Annotated in this window: 19 protein-coding genes; 12 read left to right on the top strand and 7 right to left on the bottom strand. The window is 66.9% G+C overall.

Annotated elements, in window-relative coordinates; translation table 11 throughout:
* Window positions 1–241 precede the first annotated feature (241 nt).
* From DVU_RS16460 to DVU_RS16435, 6 genes are read right to left on the bottom strand one after another with little or no spacing between them, the layout of a single operon-like run.
* A complete protein-coding gene (locus DVU_RS16460) occupies window positions 242–697 on the bottom strand; it encodes a CesT family type III secretion system chaperone (protein WP_011176731.1) in 456 nt (151 codons plus the stop codon).
* 52 nt (window positions 698–749) lie between these two features.
* Window positions 750–1,583 carry a type III secretion system translocon subunit SctB gene (gene sctB / locus DVU_RS16455; protein WP_014524684.1) on the bottom strand — a complete coding sequence of 278 codons (834 nt, stop codon included), beginning with the start codon at window positions 1,581–1,583 and terminating at the stop codon, window positions 750–752.
* Between the two features lie 11 nt (window positions 1,584–1,594).
* Window positions 1,595–2,602, bottom strand: coding sequence for a type III secretion system protein (locus tag DVU_RS16450; protein WP_011176688.1), 1,008 nt, complete (start codon window positions 2,600–2,602; stop codon window positions 1,595–1,597).
* Window positions 2,599–3,099: a SycD/LcrH family type III secretion system chaperone gene (locus DVU_RS16445; RefSeq protein WP_011176687.1), complete on the bottom strand. Its 501-nt coding sequence runs from the start codon at window positions 3,097–3,099 to the stop codon at window positions 2,599–2,601. The genes DVU_RS16450 and DVU_RS16445 overlap by 4 nt, the downstream gene beginning before the upstream one ends.
* Before the next feature lie 8 nt (window positions 3,100–3,107).
* On the bottom strand, window positions 3,108–3,617 hold the full coding sequence (locus tag DVU_RS16440; RefSeq protein ID WP_014524683.1) for a hypothetical protein: 510 nt from the start codon (window positions 3,615–3,617) through the stop codon (window positions 3,108–3,110).
* 35 nt (window positions 3,618–3,652) lie between these two features.
* Window positions 3,653–3,955 (bottom strand): hypothetical protein, encoded by a 303-nt coding sequence (locus DVU_RS16435; protein ID WP_011176733.1) that lies wholly within the window; start codon window positions 3,953–3,955, stop codon window positions 3,653–3,655.
* A 706-nt stretch (window positions 3,956–4,661) separates the two neighbouring features.
* Here DVU_RS16435 and sctW point away from each other — a divergent pair.
* From sctW to DVU_RS16375, 12 genes are all read left to right on the top strand, one after another.
* The gene (gene sctW / locus DVU_RS16430; RefSeq protein ID WP_011176684.1) at window positions 4,662–5,786 is read left to right on the top strand and encodes a type III secretion system gatekeeper subunit SctW; all 1,125 of its coding nucleotides are present in this window, start codon (window positions 4,662–4,664) and stop codon (window positions 5,784–5,786) included.
* Between the two features lie 2 nt (window positions 5,787–5,788).
* The gene (gene sycN / locus DVU_RS16425) at window positions 5,789–6,163 is read left to right on the top strand and encodes a type III secretion chaperone SycN (protein ID WP_011176683.1); all 375 of its coding nucleotides are present in this window, start codon (window positions 5,789–5,791) and stop codon (window positions 6,161–6,163) included.
* Window positions 6,160–6,528: a type III secretion apparatus assembly protein SctX gene (gene sctX / locus DVU_RS16420; RefSeq protein ID WP_014524682.1), complete on the top strand. Its 369-nt coding sequence runs from the start codon at window positions 6,160–6,162 to the stop codon at window positions 6,526–6,528. Before sycN ends, sctX begins: the two co-directional genes overlap by 4 nt.
* A gap of 2 nt (window positions 6,529–6,530) precedes the next feature.
* Window positions 6,531–6,890, top strand: a complete 360-nt coding sequence (sctY, locus tag DVU_RS16415) for a type III secretion apparatus assembly chaperone SctY (RefSeq protein WP_014524681.1) — start codon at window positions 6,531–6,533, stop codon at window positions 6,888–6,890.
* Window positions 6,887–8,980, top strand: coding sequence for a type III secretion system export apparatus subunit SctV (gene sctV / locus DVU_RS16410; RefSeq protein WP_011176682.1), 2,094 nt, complete (start codon window positions 6,887–6,889; stop codon window positions 8,978–8,980). Before sctY ends, sctV begins: the two co-directional genes overlap by 4 nt.
* Before the next feature lie 321 nt (window positions 8,981–9,301).
* Window positions 9,302–9,562 carry a type III secretion system export apparatus subunit SctS gene (gene sctS, locus DVU_RS16405; RefSeq protein ID WP_011176681.1) on the top strand — a complete coding sequence of 87 codons (261 nt, stop codon included), beginning with the start codon at window positions 9,302–9,304 and terminating at the stop codon, window positions 9,560–9,562.
* Between the two features lie 6 nt (window positions 9,563–9,568).
* Window positions 9,569–10,384: a type III secretion system export apparatus subunit SctT gene (gene sctT, locus DVU_RS16400; RefSeq protein WP_011176680.1), complete on the top strand. Its 816-nt coding sequence runs from the start codon at window positions 9,569–9,571 to the stop codon at window positions 10,382–10,384.
* Complete coding sequence (gene sctU / locus DVU_RS16395; RefSeq protein WP_011176679.1) at window positions 10,381–11,421, top strand: type III secretion system export apparatus subunit SctU; 1,041 nt, start codon at window positions 10,381–10,383, stop codon at window positions 11,419–11,421. Before sctT ends, sctU begins: the two co-directional genes overlap by 4 nt.
* 47 nt (window positions 11,422–11,468) lie before the next feature.
* Window positions 11,469–13,196: a sigma-54 interaction domain-containing protein gene (locus DVU_RS16390; RefSeq protein WP_011176678.1), complete on the top strand. Its 1,728-nt coding sequence runs from the start codon at window positions 11,469–11,471 to the stop codon at window positions 13,194–13,196.
* Window positions 13,193–13,567, top strand: a complete 375-nt coding sequence (locus tag DVU_RS16385) for a hypothetical protein (RefSeq protein WP_014524680.1) — start codon at window positions 13,193–13,195, stop codon at window positions 13,565–13,567. The genes DVU_RS16390 and DVU_RS16385 overlap by 4 nt, the downstream gene beginning before the upstream one ends.
* Window positions 13,564–15,738 (top strand): SpoIIE family protein phosphatase, encoded by a 2,175-nt coding sequence (locus DVU_RS16380; RefSeq protein WP_014524679.1) that lies wholly within the window; start codon window positions 13,564–13,566, stop codon window positions 15,736–15,738. The genes DVU_RS16385 and DVU_RS16380 overlap by 4 nt, the downstream gene beginning before the upstream one ends.
* A gap of 169 nt (window positions 15,739–15,907) precedes the next feature.
* Window positions 15,908–16,957, top strand: a complete 1,050-nt coding sequence (locus DVU_RS16375) for an iron-containing alcohol dehydrogenase family protein (protein ID WP_011176676.1) — start codon at window positions 15,908–15,910, stop codon at window positions 16,955–16,957.
* 144 nt (window positions 16,958–17,101) lie between these two features.
* Here the strand turns inward: DVU_RS16375 and DVU_RS16370 are convergent, their stop codons facing one another.
* Entirely contained in the window at window positions 17,102–18,601 is a 1,500-nt protein-coding gene (locus tag DVU_RS16370; protein ID WP_011176675.1) for a radical SAM/SPASM family putative metalloenzyme maturase, read from the bottom strand.
* Window positions 18,602–18,735 lie beyond the last annotated feature (134 nt).

The raw sequence follows: 18,735 nt of genomic DNA, 5'->3' as shown, positions 1-18,735 counted from the left end.
GTACTAGCGCCATCGTGAATGGCGGGCGTACAAGCACCCGTTTTCAGCCCCGATGGACATGGATAGTGCAGAATCACTGGTCGGTGCGCGCCGTCGTGAATATCAGGCGCGCCGAGCGTACCGGGCGTATCAGACGGGCGCAAGCCGCCCGTCATGAGGCGGGCGGCGCGGGTGCGGTGTGGCGTGGCGTCACGGGGAACACGACAACGGGAACGATAACTAGGCAACGGCCACCACCTTTTCAGCGAATGGGAATCCAGGGCACACCGGCGGGCATCGCGCCCCCCGCAGGGGCACTGCCCTGCGCGGACGGTGCGAGCATGCGCTTCCACCATGCGAGATCGTTGAGAAAGTCGCGCATGGCGGCTGCCGCCTCATCGGGTGATGCGGTGTCCACGTTCAACTGGCGATGCAACACGAGCATGGTTCCGTCAAGGGCGATGACGCTCTTGCGGGTGCGCCCCCGTGCGAGGGCGTGGCGGGCGCTGTCGGCCAGCAGGGTGTCTGCGGCGCGGCTGTCGTCGGGCAGGGGCACGAGGTCGGCCCGCATGATACCCGTGCGTCCGTCGGGCGAGAACAGCGTCACGTCGAGGTCGCCCTCAAGACGGAAGGCGTACGCGCCGTCGCCGCCGGGTTGCGGGGTGGCCCACCCCGCCGCCTGCGCCACGTGGCGCGCCAAGTCGTCCAGCCTGCTCATGTGTTCTCCCGGTGTCGTGCAGTGAGGCCGGGGCCCTGCGGGCCCCGGTCGGTCAGCCCAGAATGCGTGTACGGGTCTGGTTCATGTTCTGCTGGATGGCGTCCATGCCGGAGAGGGTCTTCTGGATGAGTTGCGCCAGCGCGTCGTCGAGTTGCTTCATGGCGTCGCGGCTGGCCCTCATGCGTTCGACATCTCCGTCCATCTCCTTGATGGCGGCGTCGAAGAAGCCGCCCACGGCCTGATTGATGCCCGCCACCGCGCTGTTGCCGGCGGTGAAGCCGCTGTTGAGGGCGTTCTGCTGCGCCGTCAGCTTGGACATGCCACTCTGGTACATGGCGTCGAACGACTTGGCCATGTTGGGCAGCCCCTTCTGCGTGGCTATCTGCGAACCGGTCTGGAAGCCGTCAAGCTGCTTCATGGCGCTGGCCTGCATGCTCATGCTGGCGACGCCCTGCGCGATGCTGATGGCCCCCGAGACCACGCCCATCACAAGCTGGACGATGGCCTTGTTCCGCATCTCGTCGGCCTGGTCCATGATCTTCTCGACGATGGCCTTGGTCTCTTCGATGCGCATCTGCGCGTTCTGCTTGCGTTCGTCCGCAGCCATGGAGGTGATGAGCGACATGAGCGTAGCCCCCGGCGAGGGAGCCATGTCGAGCGACCCCAGATGGCTGAGGGCGTTGTTGTGCGGCAGCGAGAGGCGCGGCAGGTCGCCCGTGACGCTGTTGAGCGCCGCCGAGAAGTTGCTGCCTGCGTTGACGGCCTGCAACAGGGCCATGTCGATGGCCGCCGGGTCGATGTTCTGACCGCGGGCCGTGGCGACGAGCGTGTCGTACTGCGACTGGTTGAACCCCGGAATATCGCGGACGTTGGTGATGGTCGTCATGTCGTACTCCGTCAGGCCATGGCGGGGGTTCCACCAAGGATGGCAGTCTGTGCCTCTGCGCAATCCTTGACGATTTCTCCCACCTTGCCCATGAGTTCTTCGGCCCGTTTCATTTCCGCCTCAAGGAAGTCGTGTTCGAAGTCGATGGCTTCCCGAATGCGTTCAAGTATCGCTTCAAGTTCTTTGCTGTCGGCCTGTGACGAGGCGATGCGGTAGTCGATGACGGCCCCGGCGATGGCGCCGCTGCCCTGCGCCACGGCCACGCCCGCGTTGACGAACTGGCCTATCTGCTGCGCTTTGATGGCGAAGTCGAGGGCCTTGGTCGCCGCCGTGGTGCTGAGGTTGGCGGCAGAAGAGCTGACGTTGGCGAAACCCGCCCCGAGGCTGAGGCCCACGGCGACGAGGGTCACCGCCATCTGCATGCCGAAGCCGAACCATTTGGCGGCCTCATCGCTCATGCCCATGGCCTTGCCAAGCTCTGTCATGCCCGACATGAAACTTATCTTGCCGTCCGTGGCCGTACTCAGCACGGCGTCGAGGGTCATGGCCATGCCCATGACGCCCGCAGCCACCAGCAGGGGGTTGCCGGTGAGCGCGCCCACGACGGTGGTGGCGATGGAGGCGATGGCGCCGACGATCATGCCGATGATCTTGAACGCCTTCAGAAAGCCGTTGAGCACCGACTTCGAGCGCATGTCCTCAAGTCGCTTGGAGATCTGCTCCAGCCTTTCCTCGTTGATCTTGGCCTGGTCGGCGGCCTTGGACTTGATCTGGTCGACACCGTTCTTGCACGCCTGCCTGCGCTCGGCATTGCCGAGGGCGGACATGAGCGTCTCCAGTGCCAGACCGCCCATGGGCGGGGCCAGTACCGGAAGGTCGGCCTTCGAGGTGCCGTCCGCCCCGCCGGGGGCCGGGGGCAGCGTCGCGCCGGTGGTGATGCGGAACCGCGGTGTGGGGTCGAGCGAGATGTCGCCCACGCCGGTGGTGCCGGAAAGCCCGCCGACGGTCAGGGCGCTCATGGCCTCTCCCCGGCCAGCAGTTCGAGCATGGCCTCTGCCTTGCGGTGCATGGCGGCATGGGTGTCGTTGTCGGGGTCGCCGATGAAGGGCACCCCGGCGAAGGTGTTGCGCGCGTTCTCGGTGTCGCCCAGCTTCATGTAGCAGATGCCCGCATGCACGAAGGGGGCGGGGTCGCCGAGGGCGCTGGCGGCACCGGCGAGGCCGTAGGCGTCGATGGCCCCGGCAAGGTCGCCCTGCGCCTGCCTGCACCCGGCAAGGCCGAGCCAGTAGCGTTCGTCGTTGTGGTCGTAGACGCACAGCGCGCGGAACATGGTCTCGGCATCGCGGTAGTTCCCGGCGGTGTACAGGTTGTAGGCGAGGGCGTAGCCCGCCTCGAGCTGTTCCTGCTGCATGTTGCACACCGCGCCGATGGAGGCCCCGGCGAACAGCCCGTCTACCATGGCCTGCATCTGTGCTTCGGTGAATTCCGGCCCGGAATGCTGATAGCTGGTGCTCATGGCGTCTCCTAACGGCCCGTGGCGAGGGATTGCAGGGTCTGGTTGCCCTGCTGGATGGCGGAGTTGGCACCCTGCAGGTACGAGTTGTACTGGCCCATGAAGTCCTGCACGAAGACCATGAGCTGCTGCGTGTCGGTGCCCAGCTGGTCGCGGTACGAGGTGAGCTGCTGGATGTTGTAGTCCCACTCGTCCTTGTTGTGATGGTCGTCGTTGCCCTTGGTGTCCCACTTCAGGTTGTTCTTGGTGAAGAAGGCCTTCATGTCGGCGGGCATGTCGGTGGTACCATTGTTGTTCTTGGCCGTATTCTGGAGTTCGCGCGCCTTCTGGATCATGGCGGCGCATTCCTTCTGTGCCTCCTGACTGTCCTGGATCTTCTTGATGTTGTCCATGGCGCCGTTCTTGGCCAGTTGCGCCTGTGCGAGGTTGAGCTTGGCGAAGAGCATCTGGAGGCTCTGCGTGGGGCCAAGGTCGATGGAATTCATGATCCCGGAAAGGGAGGTGTTGTTCACTTGCGACATGATGTTCTCCTTGCTGCTGGCTGGAAGTTCACCCGCTAGAGGCGGACGGCACCGCGGCGACCTGCGCCGGGAATCTTGGCCGAGGTCGTGGCCGTGGCTGCGGTGGTGCAACGGCTGGCGCGTGCCTCGCCCTCGCGCTTCGCGTTCTCCTGCGCCTGCGTGAAGGCCTTGGCCACTTCGGGCGGCAGGGTCGCGGTGTCGACCGCCGCGAGGTCGGCCCCGGAGACACCGGCGGCCTTCATCTGGGCGTCCAGTTGCGCGTCGAGGCGCGAGAGTTCGTCTTCAAGCTGACGCAGCTGTGCCTGTTGCGCTTCGAAATCCTGTTCGGTGAAAGCCATGGTCGGTTCCTCCTGCGGTGTTCGGGTGCGGACGATTCCGCCGTAGCAGCAAGTATGCCATGCCCCCTTTGCGGGGTGCAGAGTGTGTCATTGCAGTGGTTTGTGATGTCAGACCCGGTGCTTCGCCTTTGTCTGCCCGTTGTACCCCTCTCGAAGTGCCAACATCGTTGCCTTTATATGCCGCCTTGCGGCAGTGTTGTTGGCGTGCTGTCCATGACTGTACCATGTGCCAGTGCGACAGCGCGTGTCGCTGCGGGTGTGTCGTCTCCTGCACGGCTTCGGTGACCGGAGTAGGGCGGCTGCCAGCAGGTAGGGTGTACCATCATGCGCTGTTGCCGACATGCCCCGGAATATGTCATTTAACTAGCCGTTGTACAGCGCATTAAAGCATTTTCTCGGGTGTCTCTTCAAGTGCCAATGCGTGTGGATGCGTGGTAGGATGTGGACCTTCTGGCCCGCTTTTCGCAAAGGTGTGTATCTGCAACGTTGTTGCTGCTACGGACGTAAGTCCTGAGAGTGCGCGGCAGGTGCCATGCCCGACTGCATCAGGTGGCGTGCGGCAGAGTGTGCTGACGTATCACACAGGCACGGTACGGCGCGACTCGGCTCACTGCGGCGGGCGTCAGGCCCGTTTCCATGGGCCGGTGGCGTCTGCTCTTGTAGATAGATTGGGGACATGCACAGCAGTTTTTGTGGAGGATACACTATGTCGATCGACCTGCGTGGCGTGTCGGGGCCTGCCCAGCCCGGACTTGCGAACGTTCAGGACGGGCCGGACGGGGCCGCGGGCACCCTGCTGGGCAGGGCCGCGACCGTGGTCGATTCGCCGCTGTCGCTGCTTGCCGATGCCGCCGAGGAACTCACCTTCGCCGCCGACACCACCGACGACTTCGAACTCTCCGAACGCAAGGAACGCAAGAGCACCGAAGACGCCATGGCCGAGCGCATCGAACTCTACAAGGAGTTGATGCATCAGGCGGGCAAGGGCGAGGGGCTGGACAGGCTGAAAGACAGCCTCAAGTCGCAGCAGGGCAGGGAACAGGCGCGCCAGGAGGCGCTTTCGCAGTTTCCCGACCCCAGCGACGCATGGGCCGCCCTGCACGACGCCCTGCAAGCCTTCGACGACGACCCCGCCATCCCCGACGGCGTGCGCGAGGCGGTGCGCGGCGCCATCGCCGACCTCGAGGCGGAACACGGTCCCGCCATCCGCGCCGGGGTGCACGGGGCGCTCGCCTCTGCCGGTTTCGCCGACCTTGGCGATGCCGACGCCCTGCGCGACCTCTACCGCGGCACGGTGTGCGACTTCACCACCGTCGAGCAGGTCTTCGCCACCATCAACGAACGCTACGGCGACGAACGGTTCGACGTGGCCATCGGCTTCCTGTACCGCGCCCTGTCCAGCGACCTCGGTTCGGACATGCCGAGTATGGACGGCACGCACCTCGAGAGCGTAAACACCAGCCTCGGGCAGCTGCGGCTGCTCAAGAGCGCCCACGCCCTGTGCGCCGACGTGATGACCCGGTGGGAGAACGTGCACGGCGTGAAGGACTGCCCGCTCACGGCGCAGGGGCTGCTCGAGCAGGTGGTGGCCCTGCGGTCGGAGAACTTTCTGGGGGCGTTGCACATCGACCGCATCGCGGCGCAGGCGAAGGCCCCCGACATCGAGCATGAGGTGCTGTTCCTTCAGGAACTTCTGCGTATGACACGCAATGTGCCCGCACAACTCTTCGACGGGACGGCGGGCCGCATGAAGCTGCTCGACGCCGTACAGGACGCCGTGGACAGGGCCATAGACCGCGAAGACGCCTTTCTGGCAGCGCAGGAGGGGTAGGGATGCTTCAGGACACCATCGCCGCATTCGCAAGGCGCATGGGCATGACCGGCTTCGTGCCCTCTGCCGGGGGCCTTGCGGCCTTCGACATCGACGGGGTGGGGCGGCTGTATGTCGAACCTTCCGACGACACGCTGCTGGTCTATCTCGCCCGTGCCGTGCCTGCGCACGAGACGCACCTGCCCCGCAGGTTGCTCGACCTTTCGCACTACCGCCACGCATGGCCCCTGCCGTTGCAGGGCGGCATGCACGGCGGGCAGGCCGTGGTGCTCACCCGGCTTGACGGGCGCACAGCCACCGCCGTGGACGTGGAGAACGCCGCCGTGCTGCTTGCCGGTGTACTCGACAGGGCCACCGCACCCGGGGAGGGCGCATGAGCCGCGTCACCGGGTTCTTCGACGGGTCGCTGGGCATCCAGAACGTCATGGATGTGGAGACCTTCCGCGCCACCATGCCACAGGCCCGGCCCCTTGCCGCCAGCGTGCTGCACGAGGCGGGGCTGGAAGAGCTTTTCGCGCCGCAGAACGCGCGCAGGCTGGTCGAACAGGCCCTCTGCCCGCCCGTGGGTGACGGCGAGATGCTGCGCCCCGACGTCTTCGGCGCGAACCTGCGCCAGTGCCTCGACGCGCTCAGCCTCGAACGCTCGCCCGCGGTGCGCGACTTCGTCCGCAACGACCTTGCCGCGCTCATCGACGACACCGAACTTCTCCGGGCCTACACCGGATTGATGGTGGGAGGTTAGCCTTGGCCGTCGCCCCCGAATGCCGCCGGACGCTGAGCGTCCTCGGCTACCTCTACCTGCGCATGGGCCGCCACGAGAGCGCCCGCCGCACCTTCGCCGCCATCGCCGCGCTGCTGCCCGACGACGCCCCCAGGGCCGAGGTCAGCCTCGTGTACCGCAACCTCGCCGCCGTCGCCATGGCGGAGGGTGACGGTGCCGCCGCCCTCGACCACCTGCACAAGGCCCTCGACGGCATGGTGCTCACCTCTGCCGACGCCGCGCTGCACCTCCTGCGCGCACAGGCGCTGTGGCAGCAGGGCAGGCACGACGAGGCGCACGGCGCGGTGGAGACCTACCGCCATCTCACGGGAGACCGTTCATGAGCATGCTCGCCCGCGCCAATACCGCCGTGGGGGCTGTCACCCGGCACAACGACCTCGCCATCGTGCTGCTGCTGGTGGTGGTCATCGCCCTGATGATCCTGCCGCTGCCCACGCCGCTGGTCGACACGCTCATCGGCGCCAACATGGCGCTCTCGTTCGTGATGCTGATGATGTCGATGTACGTGAAGTCCATCCTCGACTTCTCGGTCTTCCCCACCATGCTGCTCTTCACCACGCTCTTCCGCGTGGGTCTCAACATCACCACCACCCGCCTCATCCTGTTGCAGGCAGACGCGGGCGAGATCATCTTCGTCTTCGGCGAATACGCGCTGGGCGGCAACTTCGTGGTGGGCGCGGTGGTCTTCGTCATCCTCACCATCGTGCAGTTCCTCGTCATCGCCAAGGGCGCGGAACGCGTGGCCGAGGTGGGGGCGCGCTTCACGCTGGACGCCATGCCCGGCAAGCAGATGTCCATCGACGCCGACATGCGCGCCGGGGTCATCGACATGGAAGAGGCGCAGCGCAGGCGCAACACCGTGTCGCAGGAAAGCCAGATGTACGGCGCCATGGACGGCGCCATGAAGTTCGTCAAGGGCGACAGCATCGCGGGCATGATCGTCGCGCTGGTCAACATCGTGGGCGGCACGGTCATCGGCATCACGCAGCACGGCATGGCGGCGGGCGAGGCGCTGCACACCTACGGCATCCTCACCATCGGTGACGGTCTTGTATCGCAGATACCCTCGCTGCTGGTGTCCATCTCCGCGGGCATTCTCATCACCCGGTCGGGCGATTCGGGCGGCAACGTGGGGGCGCAGATTGGCGGGCAGATTTTCGGACAGCCCAAGGCCCTGCTCATGGCGGGGGGGCTGGTCTTTCTCTTCGCGCTGGTGCCCGGCTTCCCCAAGCCGCAGCTGATGGGGCTGGCGCTGGCCCTCGGCGGTTTCGGCTACGTGCTGCGCCGCATGGCGGAGTTGCCCGCAGAGACCGACCCGCGCGCCGAACTCTCGCGCTCGCTGGCACCGGCGGTGAAGCCGCGCCCCGCACGGGGCGGCGCACAGCAGGGCGACGACTTCGCCCCCACCGTGCCCATCATCCTCGACCTCTCTCCGGCCCTTGGCGAGAGCCTCGACTACGACTCGCTCAACGATGAACTGGCGCGGCTGCGCCGTGCGCTGTACTTCGACCTAGGGGTGCCCTTTCCGGGCATCAACGTGCGCCCCAACCCCGCGCTGCCGGGGCTGTGCTATGTGCTGAACCTCAACGAGATACCCATGTCGCGCGGGGTGCTCGAGAAGGGCATGAGCCTCGTGCGCGACACCCGCGAGAACCTCGCCATGATGGGCGTCGCCGTGCGCGAGGGCGAACGCTTCCTGCCCGAGGTCGAACCGCTGTGGGTGCCCGACGAGCAATGCCGCCTGCTTGAGAAGGCGGGCATCGGGCACATGTCGCATGCGCGCATTCTCGCGTACCATCTTTCGCTGGTGCTTTCGCGCCACGCCTCCACCTTCATCGGCATGCAGGAGGCCAAGTACCTTCTCGACCGCATGGAGGAGAGGGCACCCGACCTCGTGCGCGAAGTCACCCGCCTGCTGCCCGTGCAGCGCATCGCAGAGATTTTCCAGCGGCTGGTGCAGGAACAGGTCTCCATACGCGACCTGCGCAGCATCCTCGAAGCACTCATCGAATGGAGTGCCAAGGAGAAGGACACGGTCATGCTCACCGAGTATGTCCGCAGCGCACTCAAGCGGCAGATAAGCTACATGCACTCGCGCGGGCAGAACATGCTGCCCGCCATCCTGCTCGACCCCGGCGTGGAGGAGACCATCCGCAAGGCCGTCCGGCAGACCTCCGCAGGGGCCTTCCTCGCGCTGGAACCCGCCGTGACCGAACGGTTCATGAAGGCGGTTGCCGATGCCGCAGGGCCGTATGCCCAGCAGACGCAGAAGCCCGTCATCATGACCTCGATGGATATCAGACGGTATGTGCGGCGTCTCATCGAAGGCGACCACTACACCCTCGCCGTCATGTCGTATCAGGAGCTTACGCCAGAGATTTCGGTGCAACCCGTGAACAGGATACGCCTGTAACCCCGCAGGCGTATGCAAGGCAGGCAGACGTCGGCGGCGCCATCCGGCCAGTCAGGGGACGGGGGCCGCGACACGGGGCGGTAGTTACACGGCAGGCGCAGCAGACGCCGTCATCCGGCCAGGCGTCGGCAGATGCCGTCATCCGGTCAAGCGTCGGCAGGCGCTGTCATGCGGCCAAGCGTCGGCAGATGCCGTCATCCGGCCAGACGTCGGCGCACGCTGTTATTCGGTCAGGCGATACCGCCCGCCACGCACCCCGGTGTCAGGTCAGGAATCGGCACACGCCGTCATCCCGCACGCGCGGGCACGAGAAGGAACCCCATGGATTCGATGCCCATGACATACGCGGTCAAGGCGCTGTACCTTGTGCTGATGCTCTCCATGCCGCCCATCATCGTGGCGTCTGTGGTGGGTATCGTGCTCAGCCTCATACAGGCCATCACGCAGTTGCAGGAACAGACGCTCACCTTCGGGGTGAAGCTCATCGCCGTGGTGCTCACGCTCTTTCTCATGGGCGGCTGGTTCGGGGGTGAACTGCTGCGCTTCGCAGACGAGATATTCGTCAAGTTCTACCTGTTGTAGGCGACCATGACGCTGGAGACGATACTCGACCAACTGGCCGTATACGACCATATGCTGGCCCTGCTGGTGGGGATGCCGCGTCTGTTCGTCATCGCGCAGGTGGCCCCCTTCATGGGCGGCAACGTCGTCTCCGGGCAGTTGCGTCTGGTGCTCGTCTTCGCATGCTATCTGCCGCTGCACCCCGTCATCGTGGGGCAGCTGCCGCACGGGCACATCTTCGACCCCTCGCTCATGGGCCACTACGGGGCGCTGCTGCTCAAGGAGACGCTGCTGGGGCTGCTGATGGGCCTTCTGGCGGGCATGGCCTTCTGGGCCGTGCAGAGTGCGGGCTTTCTCATCGACAACCAGCGCGGCGCGTCCATGGCTGAAGAGTCCGACCCCATGTCGGGTGAGCAGACCTCGCCCACCGGCGCCTTCCTGCTACAGGTGATGATGTACCTTTTCTACGCCAGCGGAGCCTTCGTAGCCTTTCTCGGGCTGCTCTACACCTCGTACGAGGTATGGCCCGTGCCTTCGCTGACGCCGCTGTCATGGCGGGCCGACCTGCCCCTGTACTTCGCCGGAAAGGTGGCGTGGCTCATGACCCACATGCTGCTGCTGGCGGGGCCCATCATGGTGGCGTGCCTGCTGGCCGACCTCTCGCTGGGTCTGGTGAACCGCTTCGCCTCGCAGCTGAACGTCTACGTGCTGGCCATGCCCGTGAAGAGTGCGGTGGCAAGCCTGCTTCTGCTGCTCTACTTCGGGGCGCTGGTGGCCCATGCACCGGGGCTGTATGCCGACTTCGCGGGCGGCCTCGCCACGCTTCAGGGGCTGCTGCCATGAGCGACAAGACCGAACAGCCAACACCCAAACGCCTGCGCGAGGCGCGCGAGAAGGGTGACATCTGCAAGAGTCAGGACATCGGGTCGGCGGTGACGGTGCTTGCGGTGGCAGGGTACTTCGCCTTCGCCGGGGAATCCATCTTCGCCTCGCTGATGGAGGTGACGGAACTTTCGATGCGCCACATGGCGATGCCCTTCGACGAGGCGCTGCCCCTTCTGGGCACGGCGGTGGTGCATGCCGCCGTGGGCATCGTGCTGCCCGTGGTGGGCCTTGCCATGATGGCGGCGTTTCTCGGCACGCTGGCGCAGACGGGTGTGCTCTTCGCCTTCAAGGGGGCCATGCCCAAGCTTGAGAACATCAGCCCCGGCAAGTGGTTCAAGAAGGTGTTCTCCATGCGCAACGCGGTAGAACTGCTCAAGAACTGCATCAAGGTTGGCGTTCTCGGCTGGGCGGTGTGGAAGGTGATGTCCGACCACATGCGCGGGCTGTTCTCCATCCCCGACGGCGACATAGGGCTGCTGTTGAAGGTGCTGGGCACGGCGGCGCGCGACATGGTGCTCATGGCTGCCGTGGTCTTCTGCGTCATCGCCGCGCTGGACTATCTCTACCAGCGCTGGCAGTACAACAAGCAGCATATGATGACCAAGGACGAGGTCAAGCGCGAGTACAAGGAGATGGAGGGCGACCCCCATATCAAGGGCAAGCGCAAGCAGTTGCATCAGGAGATGCTGGCACAGAACACGCTCTCGAACGTTCGCAAGGCGAAGGTCATCGTGACGAACCCCACCCATTTCGCCGTGGCACTGGATTACGAGAAGGACAGGACGCCGCTGCCCGTCATCCTCGCCAAGGGCGAGGGTCTGATGGCGCGCCGCATGGTGGAGATAGCCCGCGAAGAGGGCATTCCCGTCATGCAGAACGTGCCGCTGGCGCGTAGCCTCTTCGCCGAAGGCACCGAGAACGCCTATATCCCCAAGGAACTCATCGGCCCCGTGGCCGAGGTGCTGCGCTGGGTGCAGTCGCTTCAGGAACGGTAGGCCGTGCCGCAGGGCCATGCGCCCCGGCGGAGAAGGAACCGGACACGATGGACGAGAACGACTTGCTCGACAACCTCATCGACCTCTGCGACGACCTCGCATGGGGTCGCCCCGCCAGTGAAGACAGACTCTTCGGCCTGACCGCACCTCAGGCGTCGTTTCAGATTTCGGGTCAGACGCCGTGCCAGACGCCGGGGCAGGCGTCATCAAAGGCTTCGGGGCAGACTTCAGTACAGACGTCATCACAGACGCCATCGCAGGCGTCAGCGCAGACTTCGGGCCAAGGGGCGCAGCAGCCGTCACCCCAGTCGTCACCCCAGACGTCACCCAAGCCGGGGGCGGGCACCGTGCCTGAACGCTACACCCGCCTTGCCGAGGCCTTCGGCATGATGCTGGTCAAGGTCGAGGCACGCGAATTCCAGCAGGCGCAACTCATCGCCGAATTGCGCGACCGCAACGAAGAACTCGAAGAGGCGCGCCGCCTGCTGACCGAACGCAACCAGCGTCTCGCCCATACCCTGCAAGACAGCTTCCAGCCCCGGCGTCTCATCGGGCAGTGCGCCGCCATGCGCGCCGTGACCGACATGGCCCTTTCCATCGCACGGCGGCCCATCAACACGCTCCTTCTCGGCCCCACCGGGGCAGGCAAGGAGGTGGTGGCGAAGCTCATCCACTATAGTTCGCCACGGCGCGAGGGGCCGTTCATCGCCGTCAACTGCACCGCCATCCCCGAAGCCCTGTTCGAGAGCGAGATGTTCGGCATCGAACGCGGGGTCGCCACGGGCGTCTCGGCGCGCAAGGGTCTCGTGGAAGAGGCCGACGGCGGCACGCTCTTCCTCGATGAACTCGCCGACATGCCCCTGCCGCATCAGGCCAAGCTGCTGCGCGTCCTCGAAGGGCGCGAGGTGGTGCGCGTGGGCAGCAGCCGCGCCATACCCGTCGACATCAAGGTCGTGGCAGCCACCAACGCAGACCTCGCACAGGCGGTGCGCGAAGGGCGTTTCCGCGAAGACCTCTACTACCGCATCAACGTGGCAGAGGTGCACCTGCCGCCCCTGTGCGAACGCGGCGACGACATCCTGCTGCTGGCACAGCATTTCCTCGAACGGCACTGCGCCCAGATGGGACGGCCCCGGCTGACCATCTCGTTCGGCGCGCGCGACCTGCTCCGCCGCTATGCGTGGCCCGGCAACGTGCGTGAACTGAACAACGAGATGGAACGTGCCGCTGCGCTCACCATCGGCGACCGTGTGGAGGTGGGCGACCTGTCGCCCCGTATCGCCGGGCCCGTCGGGGCTGGCGGGTCGGGAGGCGGTGCGGGGGGCGGAACAGCCGCAGCGTCGGCAGGCCGGGAGACGGCATCTGCCGGGTCGGCCGGTCACGCGCCGGGACTCACGGCTGGCGCAGAGGGTTCCGGTGGTGCCGCAGGTGCCGGTGGTGCGCCGTGCCCTGCGGGGTCACTCCCCGGCGCGGGTTCCCTGCCGGATGCCGGGGCGTTCCCGGGCGCAGGGTACCAGCCGCCGTCCGTTGCCAGCCCGTCGCCTGCTTTTGTCGCCGCCGTATCCGCGGGTGCCGGCCAGCCCGGAATCTCCGGCGGGGCCGATGCCGCCGACCGCTTCAACCTGCACGGACTCGAACGCGAGACCATCCTCGCCGCCCTCGACCACGCGGGCGGCAACAAGAGTCGCGCCGCCGAACTTCTGGGCATCACCCGCGAGGGGCTTCGCAAGAAGCTGCTGCGCTTCGCCATCTCCGGCGGGGACGACAGGGCATGATGTCTCCGTGTCGCCCGTGGGGCAAGGGACGCCACCGCCCCGACGCTGTCCCCAATCCCGTCACCCGTATCGCCTGTCGCGTCTCCGGTACCGTGGGCCTCGCGTCGGACACGGTGTCCGGTGGTGTCCTTCACGCCATGGGGCCCCGCGTGGGCGTCGATGTGGGCGGCGACACGACTCTCCCTGCCTGCGGCGTCATCATCCGCAATGACAGCGCCACGGCCCGTCGCAACGCCCCCAATCCCGTCACCAGTATCGCCCACAGTATCACCTGTCGCACCACAGGCTGCGCCACGGACGGGACGGCCCGCCCCCTGTCCGCCTTCCGTATCCATGAACCTGCAACGCCTCACCGGACATGCCAGCCATGACCATCTCGCTCAGAACCAAGCTCTTTCTTCTCGTGGCGTGCTCCATCGCGCTGGCGACCGTGCCCATCATCTCGTTCACCTACCGCGACCTGCGGCAGTCCAACGCCGAACTCGAACGCGAGGCCTTCGGCAACGTCATCACCCTGATGGAAGACGGCATCGACTCGCGCTACCTCAACCTGCTCAGCAACAAGGTCGTCGACGTGCTGCTGCGCAAGGAACAGCTGCGTCGTTTCACCCAGCTTGCGCGGGCCACATGGCAGGATGTGGCGCAGATGCCGCCCGACGTGCGCGAACGGTTCGTCGCCAACTGGATAGGGCGTCTCGCCGAATTCGGCGTGCACATGGACATCGTCGACGCGCAGGGCCGCCCGCGGGCCGGGACGGGGCTTCTCGGCACTGTGCTCGCCGACCCGTCGCGTACCGACTTCAAGGGTCGCCCGGTGCGGTCGCTGCTGTCTCCGGTGCTTTTGCCGCAGGACGGCGAGTTCGCCGTGCTCGAAGCCTCGGGCGGTGCGTCCGCTGTCGGTGCCTCTGTCGCTTCCGGCACTGCCGCTGCCCCCGGCGCGGCTATCGTTGACGGGCTGCCCCTCGCGACGGCGCAAGGCGATACGGCTTCGTCAGTCCCGACCGGCGTACAGGCGGACGCACAGGCGGATGCACAGACGCCAGCGCCCGTTGCCTCTGCCGCCACACCCGCCACCGGCACAGCCGTAGCCCCGTCCGGCGCGCCCATGCTGGTCTACTTCCTGCCCATGCCCGACGGCGAGAGTGTCGCCGTCTCCGCGCTGCTGCTGTCCGACATCGAGAAGCAGGCGCTCTTCAGCGAACAACAGATCATCCGCAGCCTGCAAGAGAAGTTCGCCACCCTGAAGCTGAGCGGCAGCGGCTACATCGCGCTCCTGTCCGGCAGGGGCGAGGTGCTGGCCCACGAAGGCAACCCGCTTGGGCGCAGCGACGGCACCATCCCCGCCGACGCCCTCGCCACGGCGCGGGCACAGGGCCGGGTCGAGGTGGTCTCTGCCGCGTCGTCGCCCCTCGGTCAGGCCATCTTCCGCATCGCGTACTTCAAGGCCCTCGACTGGTATGTCGTCTCCGCCGCCCCGGTGGCCGAGATAGAGGCCCCCACCAACGCGCTGGTGCGCAAGCTGTCGTTCCTTGCCGCCATCGCCGTGCTGGTCAGCCTTGCGGCGACCCTCGGCATCACCGCACGTCTCATCGCCCCGTTGCGGATGCTCACGCGCAAGGCCCATGCGCTGTCGTCGCTGGACTTCAGCGCGCCCGACGCCGCGACCTTCGCCGCCGAGGGGCTGTTCACCCGGCGCAGCGACGAGGTGGGGCAACTGGCGCGGGCCTTCGCCTTCATGGGCGAGGCGCTGTCGCGCAACGTGCGCGCCCTCATGGAGACCACAGCCGCCAAGGAGCGCATTCAGGGTGAACTCGACGCCGCGCGCGACATCCAGATGGGCATCCTGCCCGCGCCCGACGCGTGCCCCGTGCGTCCGGGCTTCTCGGCCCACGCCTTCCTCGAACCCGCCAAGGAGGTGGGCGGCGACCTCTACGACTTTCTCACCGCGCCCGACGGCAGACAGGTGTTCGTCATCGGCGACGTCTCCGGCAAGGGCGTGCCCGCGGCCCTGTTCATGGCGATGGTGGTCACCCTGTGCCGGTACGCCGTGGCGCAGGGGCTGTCGCCCGCCGAGGCCATGATGCGCGTCAACGCGCAGCTGGCGCAGAACAACCCCGGCTGCATGTTCGTGACGCTGTTCATCGCCGCCTTCGACCCGCAGACGGGCGTGCTGGAATACGCCAACGGCGGGCACTGCCAGCCCTGCGTCGTGGACTGCGAGGGCACTGCCCCGCCCTTTGAACTGGAGGGCATCAGCGGCCCGATGGTGGGGGCGTTCGAGGATGTGGACTACGAGGGCTTCACGGCGACGCTGGAGGAGGGGCAGACCTGCCTCGTCTACACCGACGGCGTGACCGAGGCCATGAACCCGGCACTGGAACTCTTCGACATGGTGCGGCTGCATGACGTGGTCGCCGCGCACCGCGCCAGCACGCCTGCCGACATGCTCACGGGCGTTCACGAGGCGTTGCTGGCCTTCCGGGGCGAGGCCGAACAGTCGGACGACATCACCATGTTGTCCTTCACGCGCCGCAAGCCCTAGGCTTGCCTGACATATCTGACGGGCCTGACGGGCCGGTGTGCCTGATGTGCGGTGCGTCGCGTGTCGCCACGTCGCCAGCCACAAGCCCTCCGGGGGTGTCCAAATCGTCCCGGACATGCGAGATTGGGGGTGACGTGACCCACGTACCGCAGACCGGAGGAGGGAAGGCATGAACCGGGCCACATACATTTCCGTGCCGGGGCTGGTGCGCATCAAGCCCGGCGCGCTGGCGCGCCTTGGCGTGTACCTGCGCCGTGGCGGGTACGTGCGGGTCGCCGTCCTTGCCAGCACGGGGCTGCCGCAGCCGGTGGTCGAGGCCGTGCGCGGGGGCTTCGCGCAGGAGGGCGTCGAGGCCGCGTCATGGGCCGAGGTCGCGGACAACACCTTCGAAGAGGTGGTGCACGACTTCGCGGCACTGCCCGCCAAGGTCGGCGCCATCGTGGGGCTTGGGGGCGGCAAGGCGCTGGACATGGCCAAGTACATGGCCTTTCTGGCTGGCGTACCCTATTTCGCCGCGCCGACCTCGCTGTCCAACGACGGCTTCTGCAGCCCGCAGGCGAGTCTCACCCTCAACGGCAGGCGCAGGTCGCTGGCCGCAAGGCTGCCGCAGGGCGTGGTCATCGACGTGGATGTGTGCCTGTCTGCACCGCGCATCCTCTGGCTGTCGGGGGTGGGCGACCTTGCCTCGAAACTCTCCGCCGTGGTGGACTGGAAGCTGGCCTTCCACAACACGGGCGAACCGGTGAACGACCTCGCCGCGCTCCTCTCCGACGCCACCGTGCGGCAGTTCATGGCCGCGCCCGCCTTCGACGCGCAGGGCATGAGCCTGCTCGGTACGGCGCTGATGCTCAACGGCATCGCCATGGAGATTTGCGCCTCGTCGCGCCCCGCCAGCGGCAGCGAGCACCTCGTCTCGCACGCGCTGGACGCCACGGCGTCACGTCCGCGCCTGCACGGGTTGCAGGTGGGGGTGGCGACCTACCTCATGCGCCGCCTCCAGCGGCAGGAGACGGCCACCATCGACAGGCTGTTCACGAAGACGGGCTTCTGGGACGCCATACGCGCCGACCCGTTCAGCAAGGCGGAATGGCTTGAGGCGGTGCGCGTGGCGCCGTCGGTCAAGGACGACTTCTTCACCGTGCTGTCGCTGCGCGACTGCCTGCCCGAAGTGCGGGCCATGCTCGACGACGACCCGGTGCTGGCGGGGTGCTTCGTCTGACCTTGCGGGGGGCGGCTGTCTTCGACCTTGCGTGCCCGCGTCAGCTCAAGGAAGCCGGAAGCCAGTGCAGCCGTATGTTCGTGCTTCGCCCTTGCGCGCCTGCGCCAGCTTCACGGTCTCTCCGCGCCATGTCCGGCGCGCCGTTCAATCGAGGCACTGCACGCCGCCAAGGCACCACGGGCAGTGCCCGCAGGGCACGGTGACACCGTGGCAGTCCATCTCGAAGTCGCCGAACGTGCCCGTGATGTCGTCGCAGGGCACGGTGGGGCAGTTGGTGCAGTCGGGGTAGTCGTAGGCCAGCACCTCGTCACGGAAGGCCCGCCATGCCTCTCCGTCCCACATCTCCTCGAGGGGTGTCTCCGCCAGCGACCCGAAGCGGCGCGGGTACACCTGCTTGGTCGCGCCGTCGAGATGACAGGCGTAGCGGTGCCAGAGAAACTGGCACGGGTGCGCCCCGCCGTCGGCGGCGATGAAGGCCGCGCCCTCTTCGATGAACGCGCAGTGCCTGTCCAGCCGCGCCCCTGTCTGCGGCAGCGAGAGGTCGAGGCCCGCGCGGTCGGCCTCGGCCTGTGCCTCGGCGAACAGGGCTTCGAGTGCCTGTGGCGACAGCGCGACCGTTTCTCCCCTGTGCGGGTCGAGCAGCCTTCGCAGATGCAGTGACAGCCCGTGCGCCACGGCCTCGTCCTGCATGGCCCCCACGTAGTCCACGACGGCCTTCTCCTGCGGTGACTTGTGGAACTTCCACAGCACGTCGAAGTAGGTCGAGATGTCCAGCCCCTGTTCCGCGGCCCTCTGGCGGTGCGCGGCGACGAACGCCAGCGCCTCGGCGGTGTCGGCGCTGAAGAGCGACTGTTCCGCCGTCTTGGCGTCATAGGGCAGCACGTGCGAGACCAGCATGAACGACGCGCCCTGCTGCGCGGCCCAGCGCACAACCCGGGGCAGTTCATGGGCGTTGTCGCGCAGGAGCACGAACTCGCACCCCAGTTGCAGCCCGTGCGGGCGCGGCGAGGGGATGGCGCGCAGCATGGTCATGACGGAGGCGAGACGCTGCGCCACGATGTCCGGTCTGCCGCCCCCGTGGCCCATGTCGGCGCGCAACGTTTCGCCGTGCGGGCATCCGGGTGCGGACATGCTGTCGGGGCTGCCGAGTGAATCCACCGAAAGGCACAGCCGGTCTACCCCCGCCTCCACCACCTGTCGTGCGAGGTCGGGGGTGAAGAGGTGGCCGTTGGTCTGGAAGCCGATGCTGGCGTCAGGGGGCATGAGGCTGCGGGCGAAGCGCAGCATCTCGGGCAGGTCGGGGTGCAGCAGGGGTTCGCCGATGCCGTTCAGCACGAGGCTGCGTACCGACGGCAACACGCTGCCGAGGCGCATGAAGAGCGCAAGAGGCAGGTCGGCCTCTTCGATGCGGCAGCCTTGCGCCTGTTTCACGCACATGGGGCACTGGAGATTGCACCGGGTGGTCACCTCCACATGCAAACGGGCGGGCAGTCTGGCAGGCGGCCGGGCGGGTGACCGGGCCGGTAGGGAGGCTGTCCGGGGCGCCATTGGGGGGGCGTGCGGGTCTTGCGCCCCTGCCGCGGTGGCTGGCGTCGCGGCAGGGGCGTCTGGCGTCTGGTGCCGTGCGGTGAGGGGGGCTGTCATGGCGTATACTCCTGCGGGGCGGGTGTGCACATGGTTACATGCTATGGACATGAACGTGGTGCCCGTCAAGTCACCCCTTGGCGTGGTCGTGCCGACCTGTGGCGACGCGCGTGTCTGTCCCGTGTCCCCGAGGC

The sequence above is a fragment of the Nitratidesulfovibrio vulgaris str. Hildenborough genome (genome assembly GCF_000195755.1).
Classification (GTDB): Bacteria; Desulfobacterota; Desulfovibrionia; order Desulfovibrionales; family Desulfovibrionaceae; genus Nitratidesulfovibrio; species Nitratidesulfovibrio vulgaris.
Note: the sequence above shows the minus strand (reverse complement) of the source record. Positions and strands in the feature narration are given on the sequence as shown.